Genomic DNA, 13,956 nt, shown 5'->3' with positions numbered 1-13,956 from the left:
ACTTTGCTCATTTAGATCGCTTTAGAAAATGGGGGGACTTGGATGCGCGAAAGCAAGTGGAAAAACAGTATCCCGAATTAGAGGGGAAGTGCATTTGCCTTTATCCAGGTACGTTTGGCTTTGCGAATAATCTAGACTTTATTCTAGATGTTGCAACAACATTTTATAATCCTAATATCGCATATGTCCTGATCGGTGATGGAAAAGAGAAGGAAAACCTTGTGAAGCGGGCTAAAAAAAGAAAATATTCAAAATGTATTTATTTTAGATGGGGTTTCTAAAGAAAGTGTCTATGCGTGGATTGCTGCTTGTGATGTAGGCATGGTGATTTTAGGAGACTATCCTGTTTTACATGAAAACAGTTCAAACAAGTTTTTTGACTATTTGGCTGCTGGAAAGCCTGTAATCTTAAATTTTGAAGGGTGGCAAAGTCAATTACTGGCTGAATACAAAGCGGGATTTGGAGTAAGAGCGGAACATAAAGAAGCATTTTACGAAATACTGAAATCTTTACAAGAAGATCTTGAACAAAGAAAGCAAATGGGCAAAAATGCGAAAACTTTAGCCCAACAATTTTTTGAGCGAAATCAATTGCTTAACCAGTTAGAAGGCGTTTTGACTCATCAAGTTGGGAAAGGAAAAGGAAAATGAAATTAACAGTTCTTGGGCTAGGCTATATTGGACTTCCTACTGCGGTGATGTTCGCGAATCATGGCGTTCAGGTGAGGGGATTTGATACAAGTCCAGCCGTCATCGAAGCTCTTCAAAATAATAAAATTCATATTGAGGAAAATGGACTTCAAGAAGCGTTTGAAGATGCTGTCAAGGGTAATCTTGTTATTCAAAACAAAATGGAGAAGTCTGATGTATTTATTATCGCCGTTCCAACACCAAACAAAATAGATAAGTCTTGTGATATGACCTATGTACTTCAAGCAGTAAAAGAGGTTCTGCCGTTCTTGCAAAAAGGAAATACGGTTATTGTTGAGTCTACTATCGAGCCAAGAGCCACAAGAGATTTGATTGCACCTCTTATTTCTGATAAGGGTTTTATCATTGGAAAGGATATTTTTCTTGTTCATTGTCCTGAACGTGTTTTGCCAGGACAAATTTTACGGGAACTGGAGGAAAATAACCGGATTATCGGTGGAATGACGGAAGCTTGTGCAAACAAGGGGGCTGAAATCTATCAAACTTTTGTAAAAGGTAAATGTTTAAAAACAGATGCTACAACTGCCGAACTGAGTAAATTAATGGAAAATACGTATCGGGATGTCAATATTGCACTTGCCAATGAACTTGTACTGATTGCTGAAGTTCTTGGGGCAAATGCACTCCGTGTGATTGAACTTGCAAACGAGCATCCGCGAGTTCATATCCATAATCCAGGGCCTGGTGTTGGCGGACACTGTTTGGCGGTTGATCCTTATTTCATTATCTCAAAAGCGCCTGAACAAGCAAAATTGATTGAGCAAGCGCGTGATATTAATTGTTCAATGCCAAATTTTGTTGTTAAGCAAATTGATCGATTAATGGATGAGGCGCCAACTCAAAAAATAGTGATTCTCGGATTAACCTATAAAGGAAATGTAGATGATATGCGCGAAAGCCCAGCGCTTGAAATTGTTGAACGTTTAAAAAGAGCAGGACGATACGAAATTGAATTATATGATCCGCATGTGAAAGGTTATTCAGGTAACAAGGAGTTGTTAATGGAGAAGTTTTGTGGGGCTTCTTTAGCTGTAGTTTTAGCCGATCATAACGAATTTACGACACTCGATCACGAACTTGTTCAAGCAATGGCTGCACCTAAGGTTTTTGATACAAAGCAAATCGTGCAAGAAAGCAAGGGGCTTGAAATTATTCGATTAGGAAATAGTCAATCTGTTGGGGCCATAGAAGTATAAATGTTTGGGGAGAGGTTTAAAAAATGAATCATACAATAAGCAATAAAATAGAAAATCGAGATGCTATTGTCGCTGTAATGGGACTTGGTTATGTAGGGCTTCCACTTGCTTTAGCTTTTGCTGAGCGAGGATTTAAAACGATTGGGTTTGATATTTCTGAAATGACGGTTGAGCAGGTGAAAAATGGTGAGACTTCTGTTTTGGATGTTTCAAATCACCGGTTGCAAACGGCTCTTTTTGAGGGGAAACTAGTTCCAACAAGTGATCCGGGGCTTCTTTCCCAAGTAGATGCTGTAATCATTTGCGTACCAACACCACTTACATCTTCACATGAGCCAGATGTATCTGCGATTGAATCGGCGGTTTCGCTTATAAAAGCCCATATTATAAAACCGGTTTTTATCTCGCTTGAGAGCACTACTTATCCGGGATGTACAAGGGAAGTGATCGTGAAGCCACTTGTAGAGACTGGAAAACATTTAGATGAAGATCTGTTTATTTGTTTTTCGCCAGAACGAGTGGACCCAGGAAATGCGCTCTACCACACAGAAAATACACCTAAAGTTGTCGGTGGTATTTCCGAAGCATCCATTCAAATCGGAGAGATGCTTTATAAACAAGTAATTGATCAGGTTGTTGTAGTTTCTTCTCCTGAGGTGGCAGAAATGAGTAAGCTACTTGAAAATACATTTCGCTGTGTAAACATTGCATTTATGAATGAAATGAGTTTGATGTGTGATCGGCTTGGAATTGATATTTGGGAGACACTTGATGCTGCAGAGACAAAACCATTTGGATTTATGCGTTTTAATCCAGGACCAGGAGTTGGCGGGCATTGCATTCCACTTGATCCGATGTATCTGTCTTGGAAAGCAAAACAAACGAACTTTTTTAGTCGTTTTATAGAAACGGCGCAAGATATTAATAGTAATATGCCTAAAAAAGTAGTCGAAAAAGCAACAAATTTATTAAATGAACAGGGAGCTGCGATATCTAAAAGTAAAATTTTATTATTAGGAATGTCCTATAAAAAAAATATCAATGATTTAAGAGAATCACCTAGCTTGGAAGTCTATGAAGAATTATTAAGTAAAAATGCGATAGTCGAATATTGTGATCCTTATGTCCCTTTCTTCAAAACAAAATCGGGTGTACTTCAAAATAGTTTGGACTGGGAGACGCTTCATTTAAAAGATTTCGACTTAGTTATACTTTTAACGAATCATACAGATTTTGATAGGGAGAAGATCAATCGTGAAGCGAGCCTGCTACTCGACACACGCCATCGCTCTTCACATAAAATGCCTGTTCATTAAAAAGGGGGGAAAGAAGTGGATAGTTCAGAAAAAACGGTAGATTACCATCGAAAGCTCATTCAAAAAGGGATTAAGCGTTTTTTTTGATATTATTGCGAGTTTGCTAGGCTTACTGATTACTAGCCCGATCACTCTTGTTGTAGTGGTAGCCATTAAATTTGAATCTTCTGGACCTGTTCTTTTTAAACAATGGAGGTCAGGGAAGAACAATGTCCCTTTTCAAATTTATAAATTTCGATCCATGCACGAGGGAAGAAATGAATCCAAAGTAGTAGGAACTTATAACTGGCCACAAGGGGTCCCCGACGATTTTGTTTTTAAATCAACTGCGTGTAAGCAAAATGGAGTCACCAAAGTGGGAGAATTTATTCGTAAATACAGTTTGGATGAGATCCCTCAATTTTTGAATATTTTGAGAGGTGAAATGAGTTTTGTCGGTCCACGCCCTGAAATTATTGAAATCAGTCAAAACTACAATTTAACACAGAAAATTCGATTGCAAGTGAAACCGGGGTTAACAGGGTGGGCACAGGTGAATGGTAGAAGCAATATTAATCATGGGAAAAAGATCGATTTGGATATTTATTACGTGGAGCATTGGTCCATTAATTTAGATTTGAAAATTCTAATGTTAACCTTTTTTTAAAGTTATTCGCAGTGCTGATGCTATCTGATTTCCAGGAGAAAGAAAATGGTGAAAGAATTAATGAATGAGAAAAAAATATTAATTGCTTCTTCAGTTCATGTTTGGTTTGATACACGAATCTATTATAAGGAAGCTTTATCGCTTTTGAATGCTGGCTTTGAGGTGGAAATTATCGCTCGTGAGTTTGAAGGAGAGTTTTCTCCTCAAGTGGATCCTAGGATTAAGTTAACGGTTCTTAAAAAATCACTGTCGCGTATCCAGGCGATTAAAGCCGTCTATCAAAAGGCTATAAACTCGGAAGCAGACATTATTCATTTACATGATCCTGAGTTGCTTTATGTGGGGGCTAAGCTCAAAAAAAAGAAGAGTAGTATGAAGGTCATTTTTGATATGCATGAAAATTTTCCAAAAGCTATCGAGTCAAAAGAATGGTTACCAAAGATACTACGTAAATCATTTAAAAAAATAATTTCTTTTTTAGAACCCAAATTTTTAAACCAAATGAGTGGTGTGATTTTTGCAGAAAAAAGTTATAAAAAAGATTACTCGCTTCAAGTAAAGACAGTTGATATTTATAATTTACCTCATGATCCAGGCTTTATGGAGCACAACAAAAATGCTCTTTTTACAATGACTTATGTAGGTGGAATAACTAAAATACGCGGAGCGATGGAGATGATTCAACTTGTTCATTTTATGCGTAGTAAGCAAAAAAAAAGTAGTACAGCTAAGACTAATTGGACCAATAGACGAGGGTCTCAAAAAGACTTTGCAAAATTATTCGATTACTCATGGGATCGACCAACAAATTCAGTTTCTGGGACGACTCGGTTATCGGGAAATTTGGGAGGAACTTCGACAAACTGATTTAGGACTTTGTTTGCTTCATCCCGTTCCGAACTACGTGGAAAGTCTACCTACGAAATTTTTTGAGTATATGGCAGCAGGAGTTCCAATTGTTGCATCAAATTTTCCATTATGGGAAGAGTTTTTCGCGATTAATCATGTTGGATTAACGTGTTCTCCTTATCAGATAGAACAACTGGCTGGGGAACTAGCCGAAATTATAGAAACGGATGATTTATTGAAATTTTGGGCAAATGAAGGTAGGAGAAGGTTTTTAGAAGATTATTGCTGGGAACAAGAAGAAGCTAAATTGATCGCTTTTTATAAAGAAGTGAGTGTTAAATGAAAAATATAAATGAATTCAAGAAGAATGTTGGGACGCTTATTTCAGGAAATGTACTTGCACAGACTGTTACTTTTGCTGCTTCACCAATCCTCACTCGTTTATATAGCCCTGAAGAATTTGGCTTTTATGCGACTTTTGTTTCGCTTGTGAGTGTTTTGTCGGTGTTATTTGCTTTGACGTTCGAAAAATGTATTCCACTTGCGATAAATAGGAAGATTGCAGGACAAATTACGGTACTAAGTTTAAAATTAGCAGCTTGTTTCAGTGTCCTTTATATAGTAGTTGTAACAACTACTAGCTTTTCAATACTCAAAATGTTTGCTGGCAGAACTTCACTTTGGCTCGAAATTATTTTGATTCTATCTGTATTTAGTGCCAGTGCTACCCAAACATTAAATTTTTGGCATTTACGAGAACAGTATTTTGCATCAACTTCAAGAGCTAAAGTATCTCAAAATTTGGGAAATGTTTTTAGTCAAGCTTTATTTTCTCAGTTTGACGCTTTAAGATCAAGCGGGTTGATTATCGGAGATGCATTTGGACGATTAGCAGCTTTTTCCATGCAGTACATGAGTTTCATACGTTTAAAGCAAGTAAAAGGAATTTTTAAAACTAAAATATGGAGTGCTTATATTTGGAAAAAGTACTATCGATTTCCCCTCTTTACTTCTATTTCAGTCCTTTTTAATGCACTTTCATTACAAATTCCAATTCTCGCTTTAAACCAATTTTTTAATGCTTCTGTCGCAGGTAATTTTATGCTTACACAAAAAGTAATTGGCATTCCAATTACTCTTATTGGAACAGCAGTAGCACAAGTCTTTTATAGTACCGCAGCAAAAAGTATTGATTCTAATCCTATTCAGGTGCTCGTTCTTTATAAAAAAATTACGCGGAATCTGTTTTTCGTGACACTTCCCGTATTCGTTGTGTTTTCCTTTATTGCTCCGTTTGTTTTCCAAGCTTTTTTTGGAAAAGATTGGTTTCTGTCTGGACAGTATTTTCAGATATTAGCTGTTTCATTTTTTTCGCAATTGATTGTTCTACCAGTTTCCCAAGTACTATATATTACTCATAATCAAATTGTACAAACGATTTGGGATTTTAGCAGATTTGCTTGTTTTTATCTAATTTTTTGGTCATGTCATTTTTTTCAGATAGGAGAACTTTCTACGATTGGAATTTATACGATTTTTTCAACAAGTTTTTATCTACTATTGTACTTGCTAGGTCGGTACTATATTTCAACTCAAGTTCAACAGCATGCCAGGAAACGTTCGATGCTTAATAGAAACTGAGAACAACTTTATCATTTTAGTCGGCAAATTCATGTTTTGAAGATAAGTCAAATTTAGTAAGTTAAAGTGAGGGGATTTTGTGAAAAAGAAAACATTAGTGATTGGTGCAGGGATTGGTGGTAGATTTGTTGTTGAACAACTGCAGAGCACCGATAAATCAAAATATACCGTGATAGGGATTTTAGATGATGACCTAAGTAAAAGGTCGTTATTAGGGGTCCCCATAATTGGCAAGATTGAGGAATTACAAAGATGCATTATTAAATTAAAAATTCAACATGTGGTGCTTGCGATTCCAACATTGGATGTAAAAAAACAGCAAACCATCATTAATGAGATTAGTAAAATGAAGATTACTTATTACGTATTACCTTCTGTTTTTTCCACGGCTCAAAGTCAGCAAGCGGCTGTGCCAGTATTGGACTATAGTAAGTTGCTCGTTGGACGAGAAGAATTCGCTCTAGATTATAAAAATGTTAAGGAGAACTTTCAAAATAAAACGATTCTAATTACTGGAGCAGGAGGATCAATTGGTTCTGAAATCTCGAAGCAAGTTTTTCTTTGTAATCCCAAGCGTCTTATTTTACTTGGACATGGTGAAGGAAGCATTTACAAAATTGATATGGATCTTAGGGCTGTCCAAGAAAAATTGAATCAGTCTACCGAAATTATAACAATTATTGCCGATATTCGAGATGAAGAGACTATAAATCGTGTGTTTGAAGAACAACAACCCAACATCATTTATCATGCTGCTGCACACAAGCATGTCCCTTTAATGGAAAGTAATATCTATGAAGCTTTTAGTAATAATGTGATCGGAACGCATAATGTCCTTCAAGCAGCTAAAATAAGTAAGGCTGATCAATTTATAATGATTTCAACAGATAAAGCGGTTAACCCATCGAACAACATGGGGGCGACCAAACGCCTAGCCGAAAAGCTAACGCTTAGTATGAATGATCTTGGTGGTTTATGCTGTAATGTTGTTCGCTTTGGAAATGTACTTGGAAGTAGAGGGAGTGTATTTCCTAAACTTTGGGAACAATTACACAATTATGTACCACTAACAATTACAGATCCAAATATGAAACGCTATTTTATGACGATTCCAGAAGCAAGTAAATTAGTGATTGAAGCAAGTTTGTTAGAAAAGCCAAATGCGATTTTTGTTCTTGATATGGGTGAGCAACTTTGTCTTTCAGATATGGTGGACGAATTAATTTGTTTAGCAGGTAAAAATAAGGAGGACATTCCTATTAATTATGTGGGGATTCGACCAGGGGAAAAAATGAAAGAGGAGCTTTTTAACGATAATGAGGGTGCCAAAAAAATCAGTGAAAAGTTATTTGAAGGTCACTATTTTACGAGTTTAGAAGACTTGAATATGATTTATACATTAATGTTAACTTACAAACGGGAGCCTGTAAAAAAACTTCAGGAACAAATTATTCAACAAGCTAATGTCACTGAAATTGGTTAAAGGAGTGAATATAATCGAAAGCCTATCTAAAAATTTAGAAGCGATAGATTTGAAAAATTATCAATTTGCGATGTTTACGAATACGGCAAACAAACGAAATAAGGACCAAATTCTTCCTGATAGATTGACACCTTTTGGACGGATTTTGAATATACAAATTGCAAGCTCTTTTTTTGCCCAACAAGTTTTTAAGCAGGTTGATGGCGTCATTCCTCATCTACTTGTAGATGCAGAAAGGAAGCAACCCGTTGAGCTTTATCAAATTGCATGGACAAGCTGTTCTCAGAGTGAAGTTCACCCTTTTAAAGCTAATGATGTAACCGTCAATGCTACAATAAATACACTCATGATTTATTTTTCGAATCAACTTGACAATTTGTCGGCCACTGTTTATGGGACTGGGAATTTGGCAATAAAAATTGCATTAAAACTTGCAGAATTAGGTGTAAACACATATGTTGCAGGGAGAAACTTAGTGAAAGTCGAGCAACTTGTAAATGCGCTAAATTTGATTTTACCGGCATATGTGCCTCAATCGATTAAAGTATTTCAAGAAAATAAAAGACAAGCTTCTGATGTATTTATTTCGGCTATATCAGCAAAACAGCAATTGGATTCCAATTGGCTAGGCTATTTAAAGGAAGAAGCCTTTATCATGGATGTTGGCATTGATAATTTTTCAGAAGCCTTTATTGAAAATGCCATTAAAAGAGGATGTACACTACAACGCATTGATATACAAGCAAGTATGGGCACGGAAATAGCAAATATTGAGACGTCTGATTTTTATGCAAATAAAATTCGTGGGATTCGTTATTTTAATGGTGAAACAGCCGTTGCTGGTGGAATTATCGGAAAAAGAGGAGACATTGTATTAAATAAAATTACAGAACCTTTTACTATTATTGGGCTTTCGAATGGCACAGGAGGGTTAGAACCTTATTAGAAATTGAAAGAATCATATTATCAATCCAAATTCATAGAAAATAAAATGATTAGAATATATAAATGGATACGGGAGAGCAATTATAAGGTTTTAGTTGTTCAACTAAAAAGTATCAATTAATTCTACTAAAGCCGTTTAAAATGGTCAGTTCTAACCCTTGGAGTTGAAATCACACATTTTTGTTTTGCAATGGAAGTGTTAGTAGAACGCGAAACATGTTTTGAGGTGTAACTTCCATTTCGAAATAGGCATCTTTTTCCCTTCTAATAAATTCTTGCAAAATATGGAGTCCTTGCCCTCTGCCATTTCCTTTAGTGGAGAATCTTTTTCTAGTAGATAAACTTTCAAGATCGATGTTTTTTGCAAATGAGTTCTTTATTTCAAATAATAAGTAGGTGGATTCCACTTTTATACGAACATTAATTTTTTTTCTCAGTACTAATTGACGCAGCTTCAAAAGCATTATCCAAGATAATATTTAAACAGCGAACTAAATCAAATGTGGGCATAGCAGGTAAAACCACTAATTCATCAATTTCTTCGAGTTTAAGGATAATGGATTCAATTTCCCATTTCTTGAAGTGAGTGATCAACAAACCCAGTAGTTCAGGGGATTGTAATCTTAACAGTTTGGAGTCAAAATAAGAATGAAGTTGGGTGTTCATATAACTGCTGAGATTATTGATCATTTCCAAAGCTGCGTCGTTATTTTTTTCCATAATTTGATAACTCAAAGAAAAAAGCAATCCAGAAAAATCATGTTTTAGTTCTTGTGTAAGTTGAATTTTTTGGAGTTCTTTTTTTGTAGATAACATTGAGGCTATTCAATTCTTGATTTTTTTAAATTCATTCTCGCATATAGATAGAGGATGGAAAAGCCAAAAATAATATTGAGGAAAAATAAAAAATCACTTAATGAATCAACAAGAACAGCATGAGAAGCAAATAGTAATAATAAAATGGAACAAACTATCCATGCTATAAAAATGATTAGAGTTACTTTTTTTTTTGTTTACTCGATACGTCGATAGATAAAGAAAAAAAATTGGAATTTTTGATTTATCCTGAGTACGAAGAGAGATAAATTAAAGGCGATGAGAGTGTTAAGCGCAATTAAAATAAAGATAATAGATACTTTGTCATCTTGAAATATGATAGGTGCGATAAAATTATAAGTGATATAGACAGTTAAAAATGAGAGAGTGTAGGTTAGTATAAAAAAAAATAATGTTTTTTCCCAAGCATTTCATATTTAAAGATACAATGAAAAATGAAAGAATAAAGAGAACAGCAGATAAGTAAAAAGGAAGGTAATTCATAGAAAAAAGCACAGAAGAAAAAATGAGTGAAATAAGGGAAAGAGAAATAATTGTTACAAGTGAGAGATTAAAAACCTTTCTAAATAAGATTGTAACAACCCACTTAGACAGTAAAAAGCCAAAAATGAAGAGCGAGGAAACAGAACTAAGAATCATTAAGATTATCCTTTCACGAAATTATTTACAATTTTTCAAGAGAAGCTCCAAATGATATCAGTTAGTATTGCTCTAATAATATAGAGCATTTATTTAAAAATTGCAATCCCTAAAAGATGATTTGTATGGAATGATAGAGTAGATATACTGTGAGCAGGTTTCTATTCATATTTTAGTGATAAGTTAATGGCGTTATGTATGACAATAAAAGAGAACATAAGGCTAACCGAGTAAAAGGAGGTTTGCCTTTTTTTTTATTTGATTTGCTTCATCATTTATAAAGATCTCTCAAGTTATGTAAGTTCACCGAATAGGCTTCCAAAAAAAATTTGACAGATGAAATTTTTTGGAATTTGTTTTGAGTATGATTGTATTGGAGTTTTAAATCAGGTGTTAGCTGTCAAGGTATATTTTTATTTAAAAGTAGGGACATTTTATTTTTTTTTGTAATATTTTGTCCATAGGTTTTTTGGGTGACTAAGCGTTATAGTATAGTAGTGTTAATTAATTCATTCCAAGGAGGAAATACTTTTGAAAAAGACAGCATTAGCAGCCGCTTCTGTTCTTTCGTTATCACTGCTTTTTGCAGGGTGTTCGGATGATGGATCAGCTAAGAAATCAAGCGCGAGCAATGGAAGTAAAACAGAAAAAAATCCGAGGATCATTTAGATTATAGTGATCAAAAAGGCTGGGAATTTGAAGCAGGGGATTCGCAATCTCCAATCAATATCGAGACAGCAAAAACAGAACCAATGAAAGATGAGGGTAAAATTGAACTAAACTATAGTAAGACAATGGTTGATGAAGTTGATAATGGTCATAGTATCCAAGTTGATGATACCGGATCAGCAGTTATAGATGGACGCAATTTCGATTTGCAACAATTTCATTTCCATGCAAAAAGTGAGCATACTGTAGATGGAAATCATTATCCTATTGAGGTGCATTTCGTTAATCAAGCGCAAGATGGACGCCTAGCGGTGGTCGCTGTTTTCTTCAAGGAAGGGAAAGAAAATGCCGCTTTTCAAGATGTTCTAAATAATATCAAAAAAGGTAAGAAGGCAGATGTTTCGAATCCAATTGAAGTCACACAAATGATTCCAACGAATAAAACGTATTATCATTATATTGGATCATTGACTACTCCGCCGCTTTCCGAGAATGTAGAATGGTATGTTATGAAAAATCCTGTGGAAGTTTCAAAAGCACAAATTGAAACTTTTAATAAATACTATGATTCCAATAATCGTAAAGTCCAAAAACTAAATGGTCGGAGTGTTTTAGAGCACGCTGAATAATTAGCGTAGACACCATGAGTAAGTAAACGTTTATATTTAGAAATAAATTCATTATGATTGGTGCTCCATTTTGTCATGGAACGGATGCACGGATAACAGTAAAAAGTTGATGCTAAAACAGTGAAAATTCTGTTTAGCATCAACTTTTTATTTACTTTTCTGTTCGTCTATTATTTCGACGAATGAAAATAAATGTACCGATAAAAATAATAAATCCCGTGAAAATGAGTAATAGATCACTTTGATAAGTGTCCCCTGTTCTTGGAAGTAATTTTTTCGTTTCCGTTTTTGGATCACTCATTTTGGGTGGTATGGGATCAATAACTGTTGGATTTGCTGGTACCGTGTTACTCGGATCAATCTTTATTGGTACGGCAATTTGATTTTCAACCGGTTTATAGACGTTTGTAAAGTCATTTCCGGTTTGAATAGTTTGATAACCCTCTACAGGCGCTTCTTTAAGCGTATATTTATATTCATTTCCCTCGCTATCGTACTTCGGTAAAGTGAATGTATACTTCCAATTGTCGCTTTCAGAGACCTTTTTAGACTGAACCTTTTTGCTGTTTTGATAAAGTTCAATTGTAATAGAACTTGGCCTTTTTTGTGCGGCATCCTGATTGTCAAGCCATGTCTTACTGCCAGAAATTTGAACGCCTTCAACATTTGATTTTTCTAGTTGAAGGGTATTTTCCTCACTTGGTCGCACAGTAAACGGGATAGGCGTTGCATCTAAAATATAGCCATCAGGAGCCGCCACTTCTACAAAACTATATTTTCCTGGTTCAAGTAGACCAGTATTAACCTGCCCGTTAGCGTCAGAACGTAATTTTTCTTTGACTACTTTTCCTTCTGCATTCACGACATTAAAGAGAGCATTCGCCAAAGGCTTGTGGGTTAAATCATCTGATTTTTTGAGTACCGCAGTCCCTTTAACAGTTGTTGTAGCATCGTTACTATAAATTTTGGTTCCCGCATAATTGATATATGCTTTGTTTGTAATTTTATAGCCTTCTTTTGCTGCCGAATTATGATAATTCACCTTAAATTGTATTTTTTTCTGCTCGCCTTCTGTAAGGTCTTTTAATAAAGTATATTTAACAGTATTTGTGGTGCTATCATAGGTTCCGTTCGAAAAATAGTCACTTAACGGTTCAACTGTGTTTGAAAAAGACGTATAATCCGGTAGTGGATCAACAATTTCAGTTCCTGCTGGAATCGTCCCCACTTTAGAGCTTAAATTGAGTGAATAAATAAATGAGCCGCCGGTCGTTGAAATGGTTTCTTGATTGACTCTTTTAATTAGTCCTATCGATTCATAGCTTAAAGTGTCTAATGCCAAAGGCTCTGTTGCAGTTCTAAGTGTTGTGCCGTTACTTTTTAGAATTGCTTGATTGTATTTCACCCCGAAATCTGCTGCCGTTGCATTTATATCTACTTGTTGTGCGTACATAACGACATAGCTTTTGTTTGGTGAAATAGTACCAAAATTAATTTTAAAACCAGAGGATGAAGTTGAGATTTTGTCTATAAATTCACTTGTCACATATTTCCAAGCAATTGGTAAACCAGCATCATCCCGTTCTGTCACTTCTGCGATTCGTATATGTTGCGAAGGTGTAGCACTACCACTTGCACTAATATACTTGATGGGATCAATTAGTTCAGTTTGCTCAGGAATTACATCTTCAAGAACTGCATTTGGTATCTCCTGTTGGTTATAATTCACAAGGATAGCAAATACATTTGAAGATGGTGCACTCGTACTCATAATTGCAACGTTTTCTCCATTTATATCTTTGTGTGGTCGAGTGCTCATCTTACTTAATAGAGGTAGCCCGGATATATCTTTTTTTGATTTTTGATGTATCTGTGGCTGTGCTCATTTTTATGCCAGCTTTATATAAAATCGCTTCATATGTTGCAGAATCTGGGGCACCATCTTTAAAAACGGGTGTTCCGTATTTGATTGTAAAAGTTTGGCCAGTTGCTTCAATTGGATTTATTTTTGAATGATGATATGCAACATGGAGTACATAATTTCCGGCATTGTCTTCAGTTACGGCTGAATCTGGTAAGTAAAATGGGTCACCAAGTAATAAATTATTGGTTAAATCAGAAACTTGTGCAACTGTATTCTTAGGAATCTTGATTTGAATTTCTCCATCTTTTTCTAGTTTTCCAGCCGATGCAGATAAAGTAACTCGAATTTCAGTTTGCTGACGTGAAGTCAAAGTTTCTGGAGCAAGTAGTGTAACCCCAGGGTCGTCCTCTTCTTTTGCCTTTACGAAATGATTATTACTCACGAAATCCAGTATAGAACCTAATACCAATAAACTAATTACTAGAATACCTATTATTTTTTTCATTAACCTACTCCTTTTATCAATGCGGT

General features: G+C 35.3%; 15 protein-coding genes and 1 pseudogene. 12 read left to right on the top strand and 4 right to left on the bottom strand.

The features are described 5' to 3' along the window. The first annotated feature begins 38 nt into the window (after window positions 1-38). From MAQA_RS13910 to MAQA_RS12275, 10 genes and pseudogenes are all read left to right on the top strand, one after another. A complete protein-coding gene (locus MAQA_RS13910) occupies window positions 39-281 on the top strand; it encodes a hypothetical protein (RefSeq protein WP_052008602.1) in 243 nt (80 codons plus the stop codon). After that, window positions 247-651 carry a glycosyltransferase gene (locus MAQA_RS13905; protein WP_149023369.1) on the top strand — a complete coding sequence of 135 codons (405 nt, stop codon included), beginning with the start codon at window positions 247-249 and terminating at the stop codon, window positions 649-651. The genes MAQA_RS13910 and MAQA_RS13905 overlap by 35 nt, the downstream gene beginning before the upstream one ends. Next, the gene (locus MAQA_RS12310; RefSeq protein WP_036074299.1) at window positions 648-1,907 is read left to right on the top strand and encodes a nucleotide sugar dehydrogenase; all 1,260 of its coding nucleotides are present in this window, start codon (window positions 648-650) and stop codon (window positions 1,905-1,907) included. The genes MAQA_RS13905 and MAQA_RS12310 overlap by 4 nt, the downstream gene beginning before the upstream one ends. Before the next feature lie 23 nt (window positions 1,908-1,930). Next, window positions 1,931-3,223: a nucleotide sugar dehydrogenase gene (locus MAQA_RS12305; protein ID WP_036074297.1), complete on the top strand. Its 1,293-nt coding sequence runs from the start codon at window positions 1,931-1,933 to the stop codon at window positions 3,221-3,223. A gap of 40 nt (window positions 3,224-3,263) precedes the next feature. Continuing rightward, window positions 3,264-3,869 carry a sugar transferase gene (locus tag MAQA_RS12300; RefSeq protein WP_036074295.1) on the top strand — a complete coding sequence of 202 codons (606 nt, stop codon included), beginning with the start codon at window positions 3,264-3,266 and terminating at the stop codon, window positions 3,867-3,869. A gap of 45 nt (window positions 3,870-3,914) precedes the next feature. Beyond that, window positions 3,915-4,397: pseudogene (locus tag MAQA_RS16705) on the top strand (glycosyltransferase family 4 protein); the annotation flags it as partial. A gap of 157 nt (window positions 4,398-4,554) precedes the next feature. Next, window positions 4,555-5,061 (top strand): glycosyltransferase family 4 protein, encoded by a 507-nt coding sequence (locus tag MAQA_RS14275; RefSeq protein WP_077913623.1) that lies wholly within the window; start codon window positions 4,555-4,557, stop codon window positions 5,059-5,061. After that, window positions 5,058-6,359 (top strand): lipopolysaccharide biosynthesis protein, encoded by a 1,302-nt coding sequence (locus MAQA_RS12285; protein ID WP_036074288.1) that lies wholly within the window; start codon window positions 5,058-5,060, stop codon window positions 6,357-6,359. Before MAQA_RS14275 ends, MAQA_RS12285 begins: the two co-directional genes overlap by 4 nt. Before the next feature lie 79 nt (window positions 6,360-6,438). After that, window positions 6,439-7,842, top strand: a complete 1,404-nt coding sequence (locus MAQA_RS12280) for a polysaccharide biosynthesis protein (RefSeq protein ID WP_052008600.1) — start codon at window positions 6,439-6,441, stop codon at window positions 7,840-7,842. A 49-nt stretch (window positions 7,843-7,891) separates the two neighbouring features. Continuing rightward, window positions 7,892-8,788 carry a hypothetical protein gene (locus MAQA_RS12275; RefSeq protein WP_149023368.1) on the top strand — a complete coding sequence of 299 codons (897 nt, stop codon included), beginning with the start codon at window positions 7,892-7,894 and terminating at the stop codon, window positions 8,786-8,788. A 169-nt stretch (window positions 8,789-8,957) separates the two neighbouring features. On the opposite strand, the gene MAQA_RS16700 is transcribed toward MAQA_RS12275, so the two are convergent. Both MAQA_RS16700 and MAQA_RS12265 read right to left on the bottom strand, forming a co-directional pair. Continuing rightward, window positions 8,958-9,251 carry a GHKL domain-containing protein gene (locus MAQA_RS16700; RefSeq protein ID WP_149023367.1) on the bottom strand — a complete coding sequence of 98 codons (294 nt, stop codon included), beginning with the start codon at window positions 9,249-9,251 and terminating at the stop codon, window positions 8,958-8,960. Beyond that, window positions 9,208-9,603 carry a hypothetical protein gene (locus tag MAQA_RS12265; RefSeq protein WP_036074282.1) on the bottom strand — a complete coding sequence of 132 codons (396 nt, stop codon included), beginning with the start codon at window positions 9,601-9,603 and terminating at the stop codon, window positions 9,208-9,210. Before MAQA_RS12265 ends, MAQA_RS16700 begins: the two co-directional genes overlap by 44 nt. 1,191 nt (window positions 9,604-10,794) lie before the next feature. Here MAQA_RS12265 and MAQA_RS15885 point away from each other — a divergent pair. After that, a complete protein-coding gene (locus MAQA_RS15885; RefSeq protein ID WP_241463240.1) occupies window positions 10,795-10,932 on the top strand; it encodes a hypothetical protein in 138 nt (45 codons plus the stop codon). A gap of 53 nt (window positions 10,933-10,985) precedes the next feature. Continuing rightward, a complete protein-coding gene (locus MAQA_RS12255; protein ID WP_338151632.1) occupies window positions 10,986-11,561 on the top strand; it encodes a carbonic anhydrase in 576 nt (191 codons plus the stop codon). A 151-nt stretch (window positions 11,562-11,712) separates the two neighbouring features. On the opposite strand, the gene MAQA_RS12250 is transcribed toward MAQA_RS12255, so the two are convergent. Both MAQA_RS12250 and MAQA_RS15880 read right to left on the bottom strand, forming a co-directional pair. After that, the gene (locus MAQA_RS12250; RefSeq protein WP_241463239.1) at window positions 11,713-13,332 is read right to left on the bottom strand and encodes a Cna B-type domain-containing protein; all 1,620 of its coding nucleotides are present in this window, start codon (window positions 13,330-13,332) and stop codon (window positions 11,713-11,715) included. Between the two features lie 49 nt (window positions 13,333-13,381). Beyond that, complete coding sequence (locus tag MAQA_RS15880) at window positions 13,382-13,930, bottom strand: hypothetical protein (RefSeq protein ID WP_241463238.1); 549 nt, start codon at window positions 13,928-13,930, stop codon at window positions 13,382-13,384. Window positions 13,931-13,956: the final 26 nt, after the last annotated feature.

It is taken from the genome of Listeria aquatica FSL S10-1188 (assembly GCF_000525795.1).
Taxonomy (GTDB): Bacteria; Bacillota; Bacilli; order Lactobacillales; family Listeriaceae; genus Listeria; species Listeria aquatica.
This window is presented reverse-complemented; position numbering and strand designations above follow the sequence as displayed.